The following is a 16,366-nucleotide window of genomic DNA, read 5'->3' on the forward strand; positions in this document are numbered from 1 at the left end:
CGATTTCATCGACATACAGTGAATGCGACGTCGAAGCAGCACGGTGGCAGCAGCCCTCGCCGCTACCTCGTTTCGCCCGACGATTCGCCCCTGGGAAACACGGAACACCATGATGAAAATTCAGAATCTGATCGACGGCAGGCATTGCGACGCAGCGGCCGGCCGTACCTTCGAAAAACTGGCGCCGGCGACCGGCGACTACGTGGCCGCCGTGCCCGCATCGACCGCCGAAGACGTCGATCGCGCGGTGCGTGCCGCGCACGCCGCGCTGCACGGCGACGCGTGGGCCCGTGCAGGCGGCCCGGCCCGGGCCCGCTGGCTGCTTCGGCTGGCGGACCTGGTCGAGCGCGACCGTGACGGGCTGGCGGAATGCCTGGCCGTCGAACAAGGGCGCCCGCTTGCCGAGATGCGGATGATGGACCTGCCGATGTGCATCGACACACTGCGCTACTTCGCCGGTTGGGCCGACAAACTCGAGGGCCGCACGATTCCGACCGACGGCTTCATGGGCCGCCCGACGCTCAGCTACACGCGGCGTGCGCCGGTCGGCGTCGCCGGCCTGATCATTCCGTGGAACGCGCCGTTGATGATCGCCGTGTGGAAGCTCGCGCCGGCGCTGGCGGCCGGCTGCCCGGTGGTCATCAAGCCGTCGGAGGACACGCCGCTGGCCGTCGCCCGGCTCGGCGAACTCGTCTGCGAAGCCGGCATACCGGCGGGGGTCGTCAACATCGTCCACGGCGTGGGCGCGGAAGTCGGCGCCGCGCTGGTCGCGCACCCGCTCGTGAACAAGATCAGCTTCACGGGCAGCACCGAAGTCGGCCGCGCGATCGCAGGCGTCGCAGCGAAGACCTTCAAGCGCGTCACGCTCGAACTCGGCGGCAAGGCCGCGCAGATCGTGTTCGCGGATGCCGATCTCGACCGTGCGATTCCGTCGCTGATGGCCGGCATGTTCGCGAACCAGGGGCAGACGTGCGCGGCCGGCTCGCGCGTGCTCGCGCACCGCTCGATTGCACGCGCCCTCGAAGAGCGGCTCGCCGACGCGGCCCGGGCGATGCGCGTCGGCCCGCCGTCGGAACCCGGCGTGCAAATGGGTGCGCTCATCAACCCGCGTCACCTCGCGCGCGTGCGCGCGCACGTCGAAGGCGCGCTCGCCGAAGGCGCGGTGCTGCTCGCCGGCGACGAACAGGTGCCGCCGCGCGGCTGTTTCATGCGCCCGACGATTCTCGGCGGCGTGCATCCGGACATGCGGATCGCCCGCGAAGAAGTGTTCGGCCCGGTCGGCATGGTCATGCCGTTCGACACCGAGGACGAGGCGGTCCGCATCGCCAACGACACGCCGTTCGGCCTGTCCGCGTCGGTCTGGACCCAGGACGTCGGCACCGCGCACCGCGTCGCCGAGCGGCTCGACGTCGGCGCGGTCGCCATCAATGCCTGGAGCCCGATCGACGCACGCCTGCCGTGGGGCGGCACCAAGCAGAGCGGGATCGGGCGCGACCTGTCGAAGGCCGCGCTCGATTCGTACCTCGAGGAAAAGATCATCACCGCAGCCCTGTAATCCCGCGGCGCACGTCGCGCCGCACTGTGTTCAAGCACTTCGTGAGAGAACTACCATGGACTACCAACAGCGACAAAAGCGATTCTGGCACCCGATGAGCTCGGCGGCCGCCGGCCATACGACCCCCACCGTGATCATCGAGCGCGGCGACGGCAACTACGTATACGACGTCGAGGGCCACCGCATGCTCGACGGCGTCGGCGGACTGTGGAACGTCAACGTCGGCCACAACCGGCCGGAAGTGAAAAGCGCGATCGCCCGGCAGATGGACGAGCTGTCCTACTACCAGACCTTCGACGGCGTCGCCCATCCGCGCGTGTACGACCTGGCCGACCGCCTGTGCGCGATGTTCGCGCAGGAAGACATGCAGCGGGTGATGTTCGGCAGCGGCGGTTCCGACGCGGTCGAGACCGCGCTCAAGATGGCGCGCCAGTACTGGGTCGCCGCGGGCGAGCCGTCGCGCACGAAATTCCTGTCGCTGCGCAACGGCTACCACGGCGTGCACGTCGGCGGCACGTCGATTGGCGGTAACGGCGTCTACCATTACAATCATGGCCCGCTGCTGCCCGGCTGCGTGCTGCTCGACACGCCGTGGCTCTATCGCAACCCGTGGAACTGCGACGATCCGCAGCAACTCGTCGAGCATTGCATCGGGCAGCTCGAGGAAACGATCGCGTTCCATGGCCCGCAGACCATCGCCGCGTTCGTCGCCGAACCGGTGCAGGGCGCCGGCGGCCTGATCGTCCCGCCCGCCGACTACTGGGCGCGCGTGCGCGCCGTGTGCGACCGGAACGGCATCCTGCTGATCGCCGACGAGGTGGTCACCGGTTTCGGCCGCACCGGCAGCCTGCTCGGCAGCCGCGGATGGGGCGTCGCCGCCGATATCCTGTGCGTCGCCAAGGGCATTTCCGCCGGCTACGTCCCGCTCGGCGCGACGCTGTACAACGGGCGGATCGCCGACGCGATCGAACATGGCGCGGGCTTCTCGCACATGGTCATGCACGGCTATACGTACAGCGGGCATCCGCTCGCGTGCGCCGCATCGCTCGCGGTGCTCGACATCGTCGAAGCCGAGGATCTGCCGGGCAATGCGGCACGGGTGGGCCAGCGCCTGCTCGAGCACTTGCTGCCGCTGAAAGCCGACTTCGAGACCGTCGGCGATGTCCGCGGCAAGGGGCTGATGCTGGCGCTCGATCTCGTGACCGACAAGGCCAGCCGCACGCCGCTCGATCCGGGCAAGGGGTTCGCGGCGCGCGTGGCGGATGCGGCGCGCAAGCGCGGCGTGCTGGTCCGGGCGATCGCCAACAAGGTCGTGATGTCGCCGCCGTTGACGCTGCAGCAGGACGAGGCAGACTTCATCGCGGTGACGCTGCGCGAGGCGCTGCAGGAGTGCTGCGCGGATTCGCGATCGATCGCCTGACCGCGCGGAACAGCCGGGCGCACGGACTTTTCGTCGAAGGTTCGTGCGCCGCGATCCGGCCTCGGTTCGACGAAGATCGCCGCGGGACGTCGAAGTCGACGATCGGCATCCCGCCTGTCGCAGTTTCGTTTTAAAGGAAGACAAGTCAAATGGAAAACCAGGCCATTGCATTCTCCGTGGAGAAATATCCGCTCGCACTTCGGCTGCTTCACTGGGTCAGGGCGATCCTGATCGGCGCGCAGCTCTGGACCGGATGGACCATGGTCCGGCTCGACGACAACCTGCCGGCCAAGTTCGACTGGTACTACCCGACCCACAAGGAGTTCGGCGTGCTCACGCTGCTGGTGGTCCTGACGCAACTGGCAATTCGCTCGATGAAGCCGTTGCCGCCACTGCCGTCGAGCCTGCCGAAGCTGGACCGGAAGCTCGCCAAGATCGGGCACTACCTGCTGTACGCGCTGGCGATCATCGTGCCGCTGATGGGTTATTCGATGTCCAGCACGTATACGCAGAGCGACGGCGTGCCGTTCTTCTTTTTCCGCGTGCCCGAGTTGCTGCCGAAGAACGACCACTGGTTCGAGGCATTCCAGTGGCTGCACAAGACGCTGGCCTACACGCTGCTTGTGCTCGTCGTCCTGCATATCCTCGCCGCGCTGAAACACCGGTTCTTCGACTCGAACCGAGAAAACGACGTATTGCGGCGCATGCTGTAACGCCACGGCAATACAGGGCCGCGATCCCGGCGACGCTCCGCATTCGGGTCGCTCGACCACAGCGGCCCGGTTTCTTTCATTTCAAATATTTCGTTTTACTAATTACTGACGGACCGTTTCGAGCGTCCGGCGCGCCCGCACGCCCCGCGAAAACGGCACCGCACGGCCCTACCGGCCCTCACCTGGAGATCGACGATGAAGAAGATGATCGCGGCCGTATCGGCCGCCGGCGCCATGGGATTCAGCCTGACGGCCCATGCGCAAAGCACCGTGACGCTGTACGGCCTGATCGACGAAGGCGTCAATTTCACGAGCAACGCGGGCGGCAGCAAGGCTTACCAGATGGTCAGCGGCGACACCGTCGGCAGTAACTGGGGGCTGAAAGGCACGGAAGACCTCGGCGGCGGGCTGACAGCGCTGTTCCAGCTCGAGAACGGCTTCAACGCGAGCACGGGTGCGCTCGGCGTGACGTCCAGGATGTTCGGCCGGCAGGCGTACGTCGGGCTCGATTCGGACCGGTTCGGCACGCTCACGTTCGGCCGCCAGTACGATCCCACGCTCGACATGTGGAGCCCTTTCACGGCCACCGGAAACTGGCTCGGCGACTTCGGCGCGCACCCGTACGACAACGACAATGCCGACTGGGACTACCGCATCCAGAACAGCGTCAAGTATGTGTCGCCCGCATACGGCGGCTTCAAGGGCGAAGTGCTCTACGGGCTCGCGAACCAGGCGGGCGGCTTTGCGCGCAACCGCGTGTACAGCGCCGCCGTGCAATACCAGGCGGGCGCCTTCTCCGCTGCCGTCGCGTACCTGAAGGCCAACAATGGCGGCGCAACCGCGGGCGGTGCATTGTCGAGCGACGATACGGTGTTCAGCGGCCGCTCGCAGCAGAACATCGATGTCGGCGCATCCTACAAGTTCGGCGACAAGCTGACGCTGTCCGCCGCGTATTCACACGTCGACGTGTACAACCCCGAGTCGAACCTCTACTTCGCGAACCAGCCGGCGGCAGGCTCGCAGAACGCGTGGAAATTCGACAACTTCGAGATCAACGGCCAGTATTTCTTCCGGCCGGACGTCTGGCTCGGGGCGGCCTATACCTACACGCATGCGCATGTCGCGACGGCCGCGGGCGATGCGTCGCCGAGCTGGCACCAGGTGTCGATGATGCTCGACTACGATCTCAGCAAGCGAACCTCGACGTACATCCAGGGCGCGTACCAGCATGCGACCGGCAATACCGGCACCGGCTTCGACTACGCGCACGTGCTCGGTACGGCCGGGCAGTCGTCGAGTCGCAATCAACTGGCGTTGCGCGTCGGGATGATGCATCGCTTCTGAACCCGGCGGAAAAACACGGGCTCGCGTGCGGCATGCGCGGCAGCCCGTGTTTTCCCGCACCGTCAGAACTGATGCCGCACGCCGAGCCGAACCGCGGTCTGCGTCGAGCCGGACGCCGCCCCGCCGAGGGCCGCCTCGACCTGGGCGCCGTAGGCACTGTCGTGCCCGCGTGCGAATACGGCATAAAGGCCGGTACGTTTCGACAGTGAATAGTCGGCGCTCAACGTGACCTGATTGGCCGAGCCGATATCGCCGCCGCGCTGCTGGTACTGGAACCCGCCGCCCAGTTGCAACGACGGCGTGAGCGCATAGGTCAAGCCGCCGTCGTAGGTCGTTGCCCGCAGCGGTGCGGCGGCACTGATCCGCACGTCCGACACCATGCCGAAAACGCGGAACTGGCCGAAGTTGTAGCCGGCCCCGCCCGAGAAATTGCGCAGATTGCCGCCGGACGTCACGTCGTGCTGGCCGAAATAGGCGAGCGCGGCGCTGAACGCGCCTTGCGTGTAGGACAGCATCGCGCTTTGCACGCTGCTGCGCGCAACCGTGCCGGGCACGTTGCCGAATCCCCACATGCCACCGAACGCCACGCCGCCGAATGTCGGGCTCACGTACTTCACCGCATTGTTCACCTGGACACCCCACACGCGGTTGTCGAGCGCACCGCCTGCCGACGCATTCGCCGGCAACCCCCATGCGAGCAGGCCGGCCGGCGTGTTCGCGCCGATCGCGAAAGCCGGCAGGAGATCGCCGACGAAATCGAACTGTCGCCCGAGCGTCACGGTCCCCCAGTCGCCGCCGAGCCCGACGTACGCTTGCGAACTGAACGCGGAGCCCGGCACGGTCAGCGTGCCGTCGGAGGTCTGGAACTGGCTTTCGAGCCGGAACACCGCATAGTTGGCGCCGCCGAGATCCTCCCTGCCCGTCAAGCCCCACACGTCGTTGCGCGACACGCCGGCCTGCAACGCGAGCTGGCGCCCGCCATGCGGGGCAGACGCCACGTCGCTCGTATAGGTCACACCCGTGTCCAGCGAACCGTAGAGCGTCACGCTCGATTGCGCGAATGTCGGTGCAACGGCACCGCAGCCGCACAATGCCACCATCCGGAACCACACTTTCATCTTCTTCTCCTCATTGAAATTTCGCGGCCGATGCCCGCGTGAACCGACCGGCTCGGCAGCCACATCGATTCAATGCGACTTCATTTCGTAAAATAGGAATCCATAGCAATTGATAGAGAAACGATCCGCCTCGACGCGCCGGAACGCTTACCGCACATGCATCGATGCGGCTCCGGTTGCCGCCCGCACGACTTACGTTAGACTACGGCCTGTCGCCCGCGGCCCTCGTACTCCGTGCCGCAGTGCGGCAATCCGAAACCGCATTCGTCTTTCCCGTTCCATTGCCGCAAGCCGCCTGAATCCCGGATCACGTCATGTCGAGCCTCACCAAAATGCTGTCCATCCTCGACGTCTTCTCTTCGTCCGCGACGTCGATGACCGCCGAGGAAATCGCCGAACACATGGGCTTTTCGCGCACCACGTGCTATCGCTACGTGAAGGAACTGGCTTCCGTCGGCCTGCTCGTCGGCACCAACGGCCGCTATACGCTGGGCCCGCGCATCATCCATCTCGACTACAACATGCGGCAGTCGGACCCGACGCTCATCGCCGCGAAGCCCGTCATCCAGAAACTGGTTCAGGTCACCGGCGGCGATGCGCTCGTCTCGACGCTGTTCGACGAGCAGATCATCAACGTGATGCACGAAACCGGCGCCGAGAACCTGCAGCTGGGCTTCGGCCGCGGCCGCATCATGCCGCTGTTCCAGGGCGCTTCGTCGAAAGTGATCGTGGCTGCGATGTCGCGCGCGCGGCTGAAGCGCCTGCACGAACGGCACAACGCCGAGCTGGGCGAGTTCGCGGCCGACTGGACACAGTTCTGGCGCGCCTGCCAGCAGATTGTCGACGCGGGCTACTGGATCTCGCGGGGCGAGCTCGACGCCGGGTTCGTCGGCATCGCCGCACCGATTCGCACCGCCAGCAGCGGCGAGGTCAACAGCAGCCTGTCGCTGATCTTCCGCGCCGAACACTTCGCGCTGTTCGACGAACACGTCCTCGGCAAACTGCTGATCGACGCCACCGCGCAGATCGGCGGCGCCACCTGAGCATTCGACCGTCGTCACATCCAACGCCGCGCCCGACGGTCCACGTGCCCACGGTCAGTTCATCTGCGTGATGAACTTGGTGACCAGATAGCCGTCGAACGTCTCCGTTCCGCCCTCACTGCCGAAGCCGCTGTCCTTCACGCCGCCGAACGGGATCTCCGCCGGCCCCATCCCGAAGTGATTGATGTTGACCATGCCGGCTTCGAGCGCCCGGCCGATCCGGTGTGCATTGCGCGCCGAAGCGGTGAACGCGTACGACGCGAGGCCGAACGGCAAGCGATTGGCCTCGGCCAGCGCATCATCGAGTTCTTCGAACGGCACGATCCCGACGATCGGGCCGAACGGCTCCTCGTTCATCAGGCGCGACTCGCGCGCCGGGCCCAGCACGACCGTCGGCGCGAAGTAGTGCCCCGGCCCCGCCGCCGGCACGCGCGCCCCGCCTGCGGCAATCTCCGCCCCTTTCGCTTTCGCGTCGGCGACGAACGCGTCGATTTCGGACACGCGCCGCGCGTGCGCGAGCGGCCCCATCGTGGTCCCCTCTTCCAGCCCGTAGCCGACGCGGATCTTGCCGACCGCTTCGAGATACGCGGCGACGAACCGGTCGAACACCGGACGTTGCACGAAGAAACGCGTCGGCGATACGCACACCTGCCCGGCATTGCGAAACTTGTACGCGGCCAGCATCGTCGCCGCGCGTTCGATTTCGGCGTCCGCGCAGACCAGCACCGGCGCATGTCCGCCCAGCTCCATGGTCATGCGCTTCATGTGTGACGCGGCCAGCGCGGCCAGTTGCTTGCCGACCGGCACCGAACCCGTGAACGAGATCTTGCGCACGAGCGGCGACTCGATCAGCCGCGTGGACACGTCGCCCGGCACGCCCCAGACGACGTTCAGGCAGCCCGCGGGCAATCCGGCATCGTGAAAGATGCGCGCGAGCGCGACGATCGCGCTCGGCGATTCCTCGGGCCCTTTCAGCACCAGCGTGCAGCCCGACGCCAGCGCGGCCGCGATCTTGTGCATCGCCTGGCTGAACGGGAAATTCCACGGCGAGAACGCCGCGCACACGCCGATCGGTTCCCGCAGCACCGTCTGCGCGACGTCCGGGGAACGCGCTGGAATGACGCGGCCGTAGGTGCGGCGCCCCTCCTCCGCATGCCATTCGAGCTGCTCGGCGGACGACGCGACCTCGGCGATCGCCTCACGAAGCGGCTTGCCCTGGTCCATCGTGATGCGACGGCCGATGGTCTCGGCACGCTCGCGCACCAGCGCAGCCGCGCGGCGCAGGATGTCGGAACGGGCGAGCGGCGACTCGCGGCGCCACGTCGCGAACGCGCGATGCGCGGCGCGCACCGCCGCGTCGAGATCGTCCGGTGTCGCATGGGGCAAGTCGCCGAGCACGTCGCCGGTTCCCGGATCGAGAACGGGCTGCGTGCGCCGGCCGTCGGCCTGCAGGAACCGGCCGTCGATATACAGGTGGAGCGACGCGTAATCGCGTTGCGCATCAGACGCCATGCGGGAAGTCAGGGGCGTAAACGGGATCAAGACGGATACCTCGGTAGAAACTGCACGATGAGCCGGACGGTGCGACGATCGCATCACGCGGCCTGGCTCGGCGCACGCAGCAGGCCGCCGATTTCCTGCCGGAGGATCTGGTTGTCCTGCCGGACGAGCAGATGCCGGACCTTGCCGCGAAACGCCCTGAACTCGGGATCGGCCATCAGCACCGCACGACGCCGGGCGCGATCGTCCAGCGAATCGAACGCCCACAGATAGACGAGCTGGTTCAGCGGCCCGATTTCCGTCGCAAAACAACCGACCATCGTGCCGAGCGCCTGCTCCTGCGCGGCGCGCCCGCATTCCGCGTACAGCCGCAGATATTCGGCGACGCCGCCCGGCACCAGCGTGTAGGTGCGTTGCTCAACAAACATGTGCTTCCTCCGGTTGTCGCGGCGCGAACGCCTGAAAGGCTGCGCTCACGCGGGCCATGCCCACGGCATCCGTCTGCGCCGCGACGTAGCGATCCGGGCGCACCACCACGAGCGGGCCGGCGTGCCGGTCGAACCAGTCCGCCAGCGCGTTGTCGACATCCTCGACGCACGTGCTGCCGTGGGTGCTGGTCACCCGCCGCGCGCGGCCGATGCCGCTGCGCGAACGACTGACCTGGACGAACGTCGCGCCGAGCGCCGCCCAGTACGCACGATCGTCGTCGCTCAGGCACGCCTGCGGATCGCATTGCCAGCCGACGATCGAGAACCACGGGCCCAGCACGTCGTCGAGCTTGCGGCGCACGCCGTCGGCCGTTTCGACGTCGGGCTGCGTGATCATCCTGCCGACTGAATCGCCCTGAGCCCCCGGCAGCACGATGCCCCGCGTATAGCTCGGCATCGGCTTGAAACGCATCTGCAGGATGTAGTCCTTCAGGCCCGGCGCATACCGCGCGAGCCCGAGGAAGCAGTCGCGCAGGAACGCGACGAGCCGGTTGGTCGGCATCAGCATCGCGCCGAACGCGTCCGCCAGGTCGATCATCGCCTTCGCATGGTCGCGCCGCTCCGATTCGTAGCTGCCGATCACGCCGGGATGCAATGTGCCGTTGACGACGCCCGCCAGTTTCCACGCGAGATTGCCCACGTCGCGCAAGCCCGCATTCAGGCCCTGGCCGACCCACGGCGGCGTCAGGTGGGCGGCATCGCCGACGAGCGCCACGCGACCGACCAGGAAACGTTCGGCGAGGCGCGAATGGTGCGTATAGGTTCGCGCGCGCACGATCTCGATGCGATCGACGTCATCGACGTACGGCGCGATCAGCGCGCGGATCGAGTCCGGTTGCGCGATCGCCTCTTCGTCCTCATGCGGGAACACGAGAAACTCCCAGCGCCGGAAATTGAACGGCAGATAGATGCAGACGTTCGGGCGGCGCGGGTCGCAGTTCAGCGCCGTGCACGGCTGGTCAAGCCCCGCGTTCTTCACGTCGACCACGACCCATTTGATCGGATGCGTCGTGCCGGCCAGCTTGACGCCCAGCAGCTCGCGCATCGGGCTGCGCCCGCCGTCGGCCGCCACCACGTAGTCGGCCTCCAGCGCATACTGCTGCCCGTCGGTGCGGCGCACCTGCAACGTGACGCGCGCGTCGTCCTGTTCCACGCCGACCACTTCCTCGCTGGTCCGCAGCGACACGTGCGGATAACGGGCCAGCCCGTCGCGCAGCGTCCGCTCGGCCAGTTGCTGCATGAAGATGTTGCGCCGCCACCAGCCGAATTCGCGTCTCGACGGGCGGATGTCGGCAAAGCACTCGCCGTTCGCCTTGAACATGCGCAGCGGCACGTTCTGGATGATGTCACGGCTCAGTTCGTCGGCGAGGCCTGCGGTCTGAAACATCCGCAATGCTTCATCGTCGATGCCGACCGCGCGCGGAAATTCGACGATCTGCGGCGCCTTCTCGATGATCACCGTCGCGACGCCATAGAGGCCCAGCAGGTTCGCCATCGCCACGCCGTTCGGGCCCGCGCCGACGATCGCGACCGAGGTCCGCTCCGGATTGTTCGCTTTCATGCGTCAGCCTCCCGTGCGCCACGCCGGATCGTCGAGACGATCGAGCCACGTGCGCAATGCGTGGTTGAACGCAGCCGGCTGATCGTCGTGCACGTAATGCGTCGCGCCGGGAATGTCGATCCGTTCGATTTCCGCATTGGCGGCCGCCATTTCGGCCGCCACGTCCGCGGACAGGAAATCCGAGTCACCGCCGCGCAACAGCAGCGTGGGCACGTGCAGGTTCAGGACCAGCGGCCACAGATGGACGAGTTGCTCCGGCGTCGCGGCCAGCCGGGCCGCCGCGATCCCTTCCGCGTCGTGCCGCCACACGATCCGCCCGTGCGCATCCTCTTTCAGCGAGTGCGCGATACGCGAATCGAGCGCGGATTCCGCGATGTTCGGCCGCTGGCGCCGCCAGAACGCGCGCGCGTCGTCCCACGATGCGAACGCGTCCGGCGTGTCCTGCAGCTCGCGCTTGATGCGCTCCGAACCCGGCGAGCCGGCCGACGCACCGGGGCCCATGTCCTCGATCACGAGACCCGCGAGCCGTTCCCGCTGTGCCGCCGCGTAGACGAACGCATTGGCGCCGCCCATCGAGTGCCCGACCAGCACGAATCGTCGCAGGTCGAGCGCCTGCACCAGCGCGTCGAGATCGCGCACGTAGGTGGCCGCGTAGTAGTCCCGGCGAGGATCCCAGTCGCTCAGCCCGCGCCCGCGCTGATCGAGCGCGACGACCCGGTAGCGGTCGACCAGCATATCGGCGACAGGCGCCCAGGTCTGCGCATAACTGCGCAGACCGTGCAGCATCACCACGGTCGGCGCGTCGTCGCGCCCCCAGCCTACGTAGTGCAGCCGCAGCCCATCGTTATCGACCCATCCATCCCTGGCGGATGCCGTGTTCATCATGTGCTCCCCGGCCGGCATGCGCACTCAGACCAGACCGTCGCGACCGACGATCTCGCTCGCCTTCAGGCCGCCGAGCCGCGCGTGCAGCCGGCCGCGCGTCGCGAACGCGAAGATCACCAGCACTTCGTCGTCGTTGGGCGCATCGGGAAACAGGCACGTCACCGTGTCGTAGTGCGAGCGCACGTAAAGCGCATCCTTGTGCGCGAGCGGCACGTCGATCACCGTATTGATCGGGCCGCGCTTGCCGCTCGACGGCACCCACGATTTCCCGCCGCCCAACGCCGCCCGGATCGGCTCCGCGAAGATCGACGTGAGGAACGCGTTGCCGTGTTCGTATTCCCCGGCCGAACCGACCAGGCAGGCCTTGCCGTAGCTCTCGATCGCGCGGCCCACGGCGAGTTCCTCGATGCGTCGCGCAAACTCCTTGCCGAGCGCGGGCGACGGGCGCACGAGATCGTCGAGGTTTTCGCTGAATCGCCCCGCATACGGGTTGTGAACGGCCGCGGCGATCACGATCTTGCGCAGCGGCTCGCCATCCGCGAGCTGGCCGGATTCGTTCGCGAGCGAGTCCTCGATCTGCGTGTACCACTTGCGGATATGAAAACCTTCGAAATTGGCGATCTTGCTCATCAGTATTCCTTTATAAAACGTCGATGATTCGTATTGAAAGGCAGCGCTTCAGTCGAACAACGGCTCGAGCTGGAAGGGATCGCTTGGCGCGTTGTAGCGATGCAGCACGCGTTTGCCCTCTTCGTCGTCCGTGACGGTTTCGCAGAAGAATTCGAGCCGGTTGCCGTCGGGGTCCGTGAAATACACGCCGATCCCGACCTTGTGATCGGTGATCTTGACGATCGGCACGTGGCGGCGGAGCAGCATCCCGTACAGGCGGCGCAGTTCGGTCAGGCCGCCGGCGATTTCGAGGCCGTAGTGCTGCAGGCCGATCGTGCCGAGCTCCGCATCCGACGCCGCGCGAATCAGCGCGATATCGTGGTGCTTCTGGCCGAACGACATGAACACCCACTGCTCGCCGCGCGCGGTTTCCGTCATGCCGAGCACCTCGGCGTACCAGGTGCTCGAGTGAACGGGATCGCGCACGAACAGCGACAGGTGGGTGCGCTGCACGCACGGAATCGGCAGCGGCAGGCCGCTCGCGTTCGCACGTTCGGCGTATTGCTGGATATCGGACGGTGTCATCGCTCGCTCCGCTCAGTGGGTCGACTGCGCGTGGGCCACGAGCGGCGCTTCGAACGGGGTCCACGCCACGGCCGTGATCTCGCTGAAATCGCGCCATTCCTTGGTCCAGTTCCGGCCGCCGTCGCGCGATCGGAACAGGTGTCCGTACTTGGTGCCCGCATAGACGAGCGCCGGCTCGGCCGCATGGACGCCGAATGCCCAGAACGTGGAGTTCGGCAGCGTGTGCAGGTCCGTCTCGCGCCACGCGTAGCCGCGATCGACCGAGCGGTAGATGCGGCTGCGGGTGCCCGGCGTGCCGTCGCCGATCGCCATCAGCAGTTCGCCGTCCGGCGTCGGCAGTTGCACGACGGTCCGTGTGTAGTACAGTCCGTCGAAGCGGTCGCGCGACTGCTTGCCGTCCCACGTCAGGCCGTCGTCCTCGCTCACGTACACGGCGTTGACCGTCAGCAGCACCGTGGTCTTCGGCTGGCCTTGCGTGGCAGGCAGCACGGCGATCGCGTGAATGTCGCTGTTGCGAATCGCGCTGCCCGGGCCGTCCACGCGCGTCCAGCTCGCACCGGCATCCCGGCTGCGCCACGCGCCGCCCTCCTCCACGCCGTACCAGACGTTGCGACCGTCTTCCGGGTCCACGCAGATCGTCAGCAGCCGCGGACGATTGACGCCCGAGCAAAATTCCGGAAACTCGGGCGCCGTTCTCGCCCAGGTCACGCCCGCGTCGCTCGACTTGTACAGCGCGGCGCGCGACGGCGCGCCGGTGCCTGCATAGAGCACCGCCGGGTTCGCCGGGTCGATCGCGATAGACCAGACCGTCTGCCCGTTCAGCAGGTTGTCGGGCCGGAACCAGTGCGCGCCGCCATCCTCGCTGATGCACAGCCCCGAATCGGCGCCGGCATAGACGCGCGACGGCGTCGCGGGGTCCACCGCGAGCGCGCGCACGATGCCGTCGAACTCGATCGGTTCGGCAAGCCCGAGGCGATGCCAGGTCGCGCCGTCGTCGTTCGAGCGCAGGATGCCTTGCCCGGCGGTGGCGACCAGTACGGTTGCGGTCATGAAATGCTCCTTGTGTCAGAGAAAAATGCCGCGCGTGAGCCCGCCGTCGCAGCCGATCGATTCGCCGGTGATCGAGCCGGATTTCGGCGACGCGAGAAACGCGACGATCCACCCCATCTCTTCCGGCTGCAGCACGCGGCGGATCGGCGTGACCTTCACGTAGTTGGCCTCGACCTCCGCGGCCGTGAGCCCCTGCTTCTGCGCTTCCTTCTCGTAGAGCTCGTGGATGTGCGGCGTCTCGACGACGCCCGGGTGAATCGTGTTGACCGTGATGCCGAACGGGCCGAGCTGGTCGGACAGCGTCTTGGTCAGATGCACGATCGCCACGTTGCGCATGCCGGACAGTTGCTTGCTGCCGCGGCCGGTCAGGCCGCCGATATTGACGATCCGGCCGAAGCCGTTGCGCCGCATGTAGGGCGCGGCCGCCTTCGCGCAACGCAGGTAGCCGACCACCTTGATATCGATGTCCTGCAGCAGCCCCTGCGGGTCGGCGTTTTCCAGCTCGGCCCGTACGAGCCCGCCCGGGTGCGCGGCGCCGTTCAGCAGGATGTCGAGCCGGCCGAAGCGCTCGACGCTCGCGGCCATCGCCGCTTCGACGGACGCCATGTCGGTCGTGTCCAGCGTGACGGGCAGGATTGCGCCGGCCGCGCTGCCCAGCGGCGCGAGCGCCGCGCGAATCTCGGCGGCCGCGACTTCGAGGTGTTCCATGCGTCGCGCGGCGATCGTGACGTTGACGCCTTCGCGCGCCAGTTCGAGCGCGACCGCCTTGCCGATGCCCATGCTGCCGCCGGTGATGAACGCGGCTTTTCCGTGCAGTTGCAGATCCATATCGATGAAAGGTGAGAGTCGGGATTGAAGAAAGGAGCGCGTTGCGCGATCAGGACAACTGCATTTCGATGAGCGTCGGCCCGTCGGTGCGCGCGAGCGCGCCTTCGAGCGCCTGCGCCAGCGCCTGCGTCGTGCTCGCACGTTCGGCCGGCACGCCATAGCCGCGCGACAGCGCGAGCCAGTCGATCGGCGGGTCGTCCAGTTGCGTCAGGCGGCTGGCGTGCGGCGTGTCGGCCGGCAGGCCGCTGCGCGCGAGCTCGGTCTGCAGGATCCCGTAGCGCCGGTTCGATGCGATCAGCATCACGATCGGCAAACGCTCGCGCGCCATCGTCCACAGCGACTGGATCGTGTACTGCGCGCTGCCGTCGGACTGCAGCGCGAACACGCGGCGATCCGGACACGCGACGGCGGCGCCGAGCGCCACCGGCAGGCCCTGGCCGATCGCGCCGCCCGTGTTCGTGAGGATGGTGTGGCGACGCGCGCGCGCCGAGGCGGTCACGAACGGGTAGCCGCACGTGCCGCCTTCGATCGACACGATCGCATCGGCGGGCAACGCATTCGCCAGCACGCGGCCGACGGCCTGCGGCGTGAGCGGCCCGTCCTCGACGCGCCAGCGCTCGACGCCCACGCCATCGTCGTTCGCCGCCGCGCCGATACGCTCGGCCAGCGCCTCCAGCGCGTCGTCCGCCGCCTCGCCCGGTGTTGCGAGCGTCGTGATGTCCTCCGGCCGCGCGAGTTCGCCCGGAATACCTTCGTAGCCGAAGTAGGTAACGGGCGCGAGCGCGCCCGCCAGCACCACGCGCCGTCCGGCCAGCGCCGCGAGCGCCGGCTCGGGGAAATAAGGCAGGCGGTCGATGTCCGGCAGGCCGCCGCCGCGCTCCGCCCGCGCCGGAAAAGTTTCGCTGAAGCAGGTCGCGCCGGTCGCCGCCGCGATGCGCGCCGCCGCACGCTGCCCTCGCGCCGACAGCGCGCGGGCGCCCATCAGCAGGACGGCGCGCTGGCCACTGAGCAGCAGATCGGCCACCCGTTCGACCCGAGCGGCATCGAACGACACCGCGGCCGGGCGAACGACGACGGGCGACGCCGCGCCGTGCACCCGGGCCGACTGGAGATCGACGGGCAGCACGAGCGTCGCGACACCGCGCTGCGCGCCCATCGCAGCGGCAATCGCGTCGGCCGTATCGGTCGCAAGGTCCGTGTCGCGCGCCACGCTGCGGTACCACACCGACACCGGACGGGCGAGCGATTCGATGTCGGACGTCAGCGGTGCGTCGTACTTCAGATGCTCGCGCGTGTGATCGCCGACGATGTTCAGGATCGGCGTGCGGGCGCGACGCGCATTGTGCAGATTGGCGATGCCGTTGGCGTGGCCGGGCCCGAGGTGCAGCAGCGTCATCGCGGGCTTGCCGACCATGCGGCCATAGCCGTCGGCGGCCCCCGTGCACACGCCCTCGAACAGCCCGAGGATCGAGCGCATGCCCGCCACGGTGTCGAGCGCACCGACGAACGGCATCTCGGTCGTGCCGGGATTGGCGAAACAGACGTCGACGCCGGCGTCTCGCGCCGTGGTGAGCACGACGCTCGCCCCGCTGCTTGCTTCGGTCACGCTGTCCAACTGTGGGAGGTTCATGCGGCTACTCGACGGGTTTGGCTGAAGTGTTTTTACT

General features: G+C 67.5%; 15 protein-coding genes. 5 read left to right on the plus strand and 10 right to left on the minus strand.

Going from position 1 to position 16,366, the window contains the following annotated elements; all coding sequences use genetic code 11:
• Nucleotides 1–109: 109 nt before the first annotated feature.
• The 4 genes from U5798_RS26095 to U5798_RS26110 all read left to right on the plus strand — a co-directional run bounded on the left by U5798_RS26095 (nucleotide 110) and on the right by U5798_RS26110 (nucleotide 5,032).
• On the plus strand, nucleotides 110–1,555 hold the full coding sequence (locus U5798_RS26095) for an aldehyde dehydrogenase family protein (RefSeq protein WP_322083668.1): 1,446 nt from the start codon (nucleotides 110–112) through the stop codon (nucleotides 1,553–1,555).
• 55 nt (nucleotides 1,556–1,610) lie between these two features.
• Nucleotides 1,611–2,975, plus strand: a complete 1,365-nt coding sequence (locus U5798_RS26100; RefSeq protein WP_322083669.1) for an aspartate aminotransferase family protein — start codon at nucleotides 1,611–1,613, stop codon at nucleotides 2,973–2,975.
• Nucleotides 2,976–3,124: 149 nt separating this feature from the next.
• Complete coding sequence (locus tag U5798_RS26105; protein WP_124455642.1) at nucleotides 3,125–3,688, plus strand: cytochrome b; 564 nt, start codon at nucleotides 3,125–3,127, stop codon at nucleotides 3,686–3,688.
• Nucleotides 3,689–3,883: 195 nt separating this feature from the next.
• Complete coding sequence (locus U5798_RS26110) at nucleotides 3,884–5,032, plus strand: porin (protein ID WP_322083670.1); 1,149 nt, start codon at nucleotides 3,884–3,886, stop codon at nucleotides 5,030–5,032.
• 62 nt (nucleotides 5,033–5,094) lie between these two features.
• Here U5798_RS26110 and U5798_RS26115 read toward each other — a convergent pair whose 3' ends face one another.
• Complete coding sequence (locus U5798_RS26115) at nucleotides 5,095–6,150, minus strand: porin (RefSeq protein ID WP_322083671.1); 1,056 nt, start codon at nucleotides 6,148–6,150, stop codon at nucleotides 5,095–5,097.
• A gap of 314 nt (nucleotides 6,151–6,464) precedes the next feature.
• Between U5798_RS26115 and U5798_RS26120 the strand changes: the two genes are divergently transcribed.
• Nucleotides 6,465–7,193: an IclR family transcriptional regulator gene (locus U5798_RS26120; RefSeq protein WP_124455645.1), complete on the plus strand. Its 729-nt coding sequence runs from the start codon at nucleotides 6,465–6,467 to the stop codon at nucleotides 7,191–7,193.
• A gap of 54 nt (nucleotides 7,194–7,247) precedes the next feature.
• On the opposite strand, the gene U5798_RS26125 is transcribed toward U5798_RS26120, so the two are convergent.
• From U5798_RS26125 to U5798_RS26165, 9 genes are all read right to left on the minus strand, one after another.
• Nucleotides 7,248–8,705, minus strand: coding sequence for an NAD-dependent succinate-semialdehyde dehydrogenase (locus tag U5798_RS26125; protein WP_322083672.1), 1,458 nt, complete (start codon nucleotides 8,703–8,705; stop codon nucleotides 7,248–7,250).
• Nucleotides 8,706–8,788: 83 nt separating this feature from the next.
• A complete protein-coding gene (locus U5798_RS26130; protein ID WP_322083673.1) occupies nucleotides 8,789–9,121 on the minus strand; it encodes an NIPSNAP family protein in 333 nt (110 codons plus the stop codon).
• Nucleotides 9,111–10,742 (minus strand): bifunctional 3-(3-hydroxy-phenyl)propionate/3-hydroxycinnamic acid hydroxylase, encoded by a 1,632-nt coding sequence (locus tag U5798_RS26135; protein WP_322083674.1) that lies wholly within the window; start codon nucleotides 10,740–10,742, stop codon nucleotides 9,111–9,113. Before U5798_RS26135 ends, U5798_RS26130 begins: the two co-directional genes overlap by 11 nt.
• A 3-nt stretch (nucleotides 10,743–10,745) precedes the next feature.
• Nucleotides 10,746–11,624, minus strand: a complete 879-nt coding sequence (locus U5798_RS26140; RefSeq protein WP_322083675.1) for an alpha/beta hydrolase — start codon at nucleotides 11,622–11,624, stop codon at nucleotides 10,746–10,748.
• Nucleotides 11,625–11,651: 27 nt separating this feature from the next.
• Nucleotides 11,652–12,257 (minus strand): amino acid synthesis family protein, encoded by a 606-nt coding sequence (locus U5798_RS26145; protein ID WP_322083676.1) that lies wholly within the window; start codon nucleotides 12,255–12,257, stop codon nucleotides 11,652–11,654.
• Between the two features lie 48 nt (nucleotides 12,258–12,305).
• On the minus strand, nucleotides 12,306–12,821 hold the full coding sequence (locus U5798_RS26150) for a VOC family protein (protein WP_322083677.1): 516 nt from the start codon (nucleotides 12,819–12,821) through the stop codon (nucleotides 12,306–12,308).
• 12 nt (nucleotides 12,822–12,833) lie between these two features.
• Nucleotides 12,834–13,871: a glycosyl hydrolase gene (locus U5798_RS26155; RefSeq protein ID WP_322083678.1), complete on the minus strand. Its 1,038-nt coding sequence runs from the start codon at nucleotides 13,869–13,871 to the stop codon at nucleotides 12,834–12,836.
• Nucleotides 13,872–13,886: 15 nt separating this feature from the next.
• Nucleotides 13,887–14,699, minus strand: a complete 813-nt coding sequence (locus tag U5798_RS26160) for an SDR family NAD(P)-dependent oxidoreductase (protein ID WP_322083679.1) — start codon at nucleotides 14,697–14,699, stop codon at nucleotides 13,887–13,889.
• Between the two features lie 49 nt (nucleotides 14,700–14,748).
• The gene (locus U5798_RS26165; protein ID WP_322083680.1) at nucleotides 14,749–16,329 is read right to left on the minus strand and encodes an acetolactate synthase large subunit; all 1,581 of its coding nucleotides are present in this window, start codon (nucleotides 16,327–16,329) and stop codon (nucleotides 14,749–14,751) included.
• Nucleotides 16,330–16,366 lie beyond the last annotated feature (37 nt).

This window comes from Burkholderia sp. BCC1972 (genome assembly GCF_905339605.1).
Taxonomy (GTDB): Bacteria; Pseudomonadota; Gammaproteobacteria; order Burkholderiales; family Burkholderiaceae; genus Burkholderia.

What these genes read in the sequence shown, in the direction of transcription:
- U5798_RS26110 (WP_322083670.1), top strand. Translation starts at nt 3,884, where the DNA reads ATGAAGAAGATGATCGCGGCCGTATCGGCCGCCGGCGCCATGGGATTC.
- U5798_RS26095 (WP_322083668.1), top strand. Translation starts at nt 110, where the DNA reads ATGATGAAAATTCAGAATCTGATCGACGGCAGGCATTGCGACGCAGCG.
- U5798_RS26160 (WP_322083679.1), bottom strand. Translation starts at nt 14,699, where the DNA reads ATGGATCTGCAACTGCACGGAAAAGCCGCGTTCATCACCGGCGGCAGC.
- U5798_RS26140 (WP_322083675.1), bottom strand. Translation starts at nt 11,624, where the DNA reads ATGAACACGGCATCCGCCAGGGATGGATGGGTCGATAACGATGGGCTG.
- U5798_RS26165 (WP_322083680.1), bottom strand. Translation starts at nt 16,329, where the DNA reads ATGAACCTCCCACAGTTGGACAGCGTGACCGAAGCAAGCAGCGGGGCG.
- U5798_RS26150 (WP_322083677.1), bottom strand. Translation starts at nt 12,821, where the DNA reads ATGACACCGTCCGATATCCAGCAATACGCCGAACGTGCGAACGCGAGC.
- U5798_RS26125 (WP_322083672.1), bottom strand. Translation starts at nt 8,705, where the DNA reads ATGGCGTCTGATGCGCAACGCGATTACGCGTCGCTCCACCTGTATATC.
- U5798_RS26100 (WP_322083669.1), top strand. Translation starts at nt 1,611, where the DNA reads ATGGACTACCAACAGCGACAAAAGCGATTCTGGCACCCGATGAGCTCG.
- U5798_RS26120 (WP_124455645.1), top strand. Translation starts at nt 6,465, where the DNA reads ATGTCGAGCCTCACCAAAATGCTGTCCATCCTCGACGTCTTCTCTTCG.
- U5798_RS26155 (WP_322083678.1), bottom strand. Translation starts at nt 13,871, where the DNA reads ATGACCGCAACCGTACTGGTCGCCACCGCCGGGCAAGGCATCCTGCGC.
- U5798_RS26105 (WP_124455642.1), top strand. Translation starts at nt 3,125, where the DNA reads ATGGAAAACCAGGCCATTGCATTCTCCGTGGAGAAATATCCGCTCGCA.
- U5798_RS26135 (WP_322083674.1), bottom strand. Translation starts at nt 10,742, where the DNA reads ATGAAAGCGAACAATCCGGAGCGGACCTCGGTCGCGATCGTCGGCGCG.
- U5798_RS26130 (WP_322083673.1), bottom strand. Translation starts at nt 9,121, where the DNA reads ATGTTTGTTGAGCAACGCACCTACACGCTGGTGCCGGGCGGCGTCGCC.
- U5798_RS26115 (WP_322083671.1), bottom strand. Translation starts at nt 6,150, where the DNA reads ATGAAAGTGTGGTTCCGGATGGTGGCATTGTGCGGCTGCGGTGCCGTT.
- U5798_RS26145 (WP_322083676.1), bottom strand. Translation starts at nt 12,257, where the DNA reads ATGAGCAAGATCGCCAATTTCGAAGGTTTTCATATCCGCAAGTGGTAC.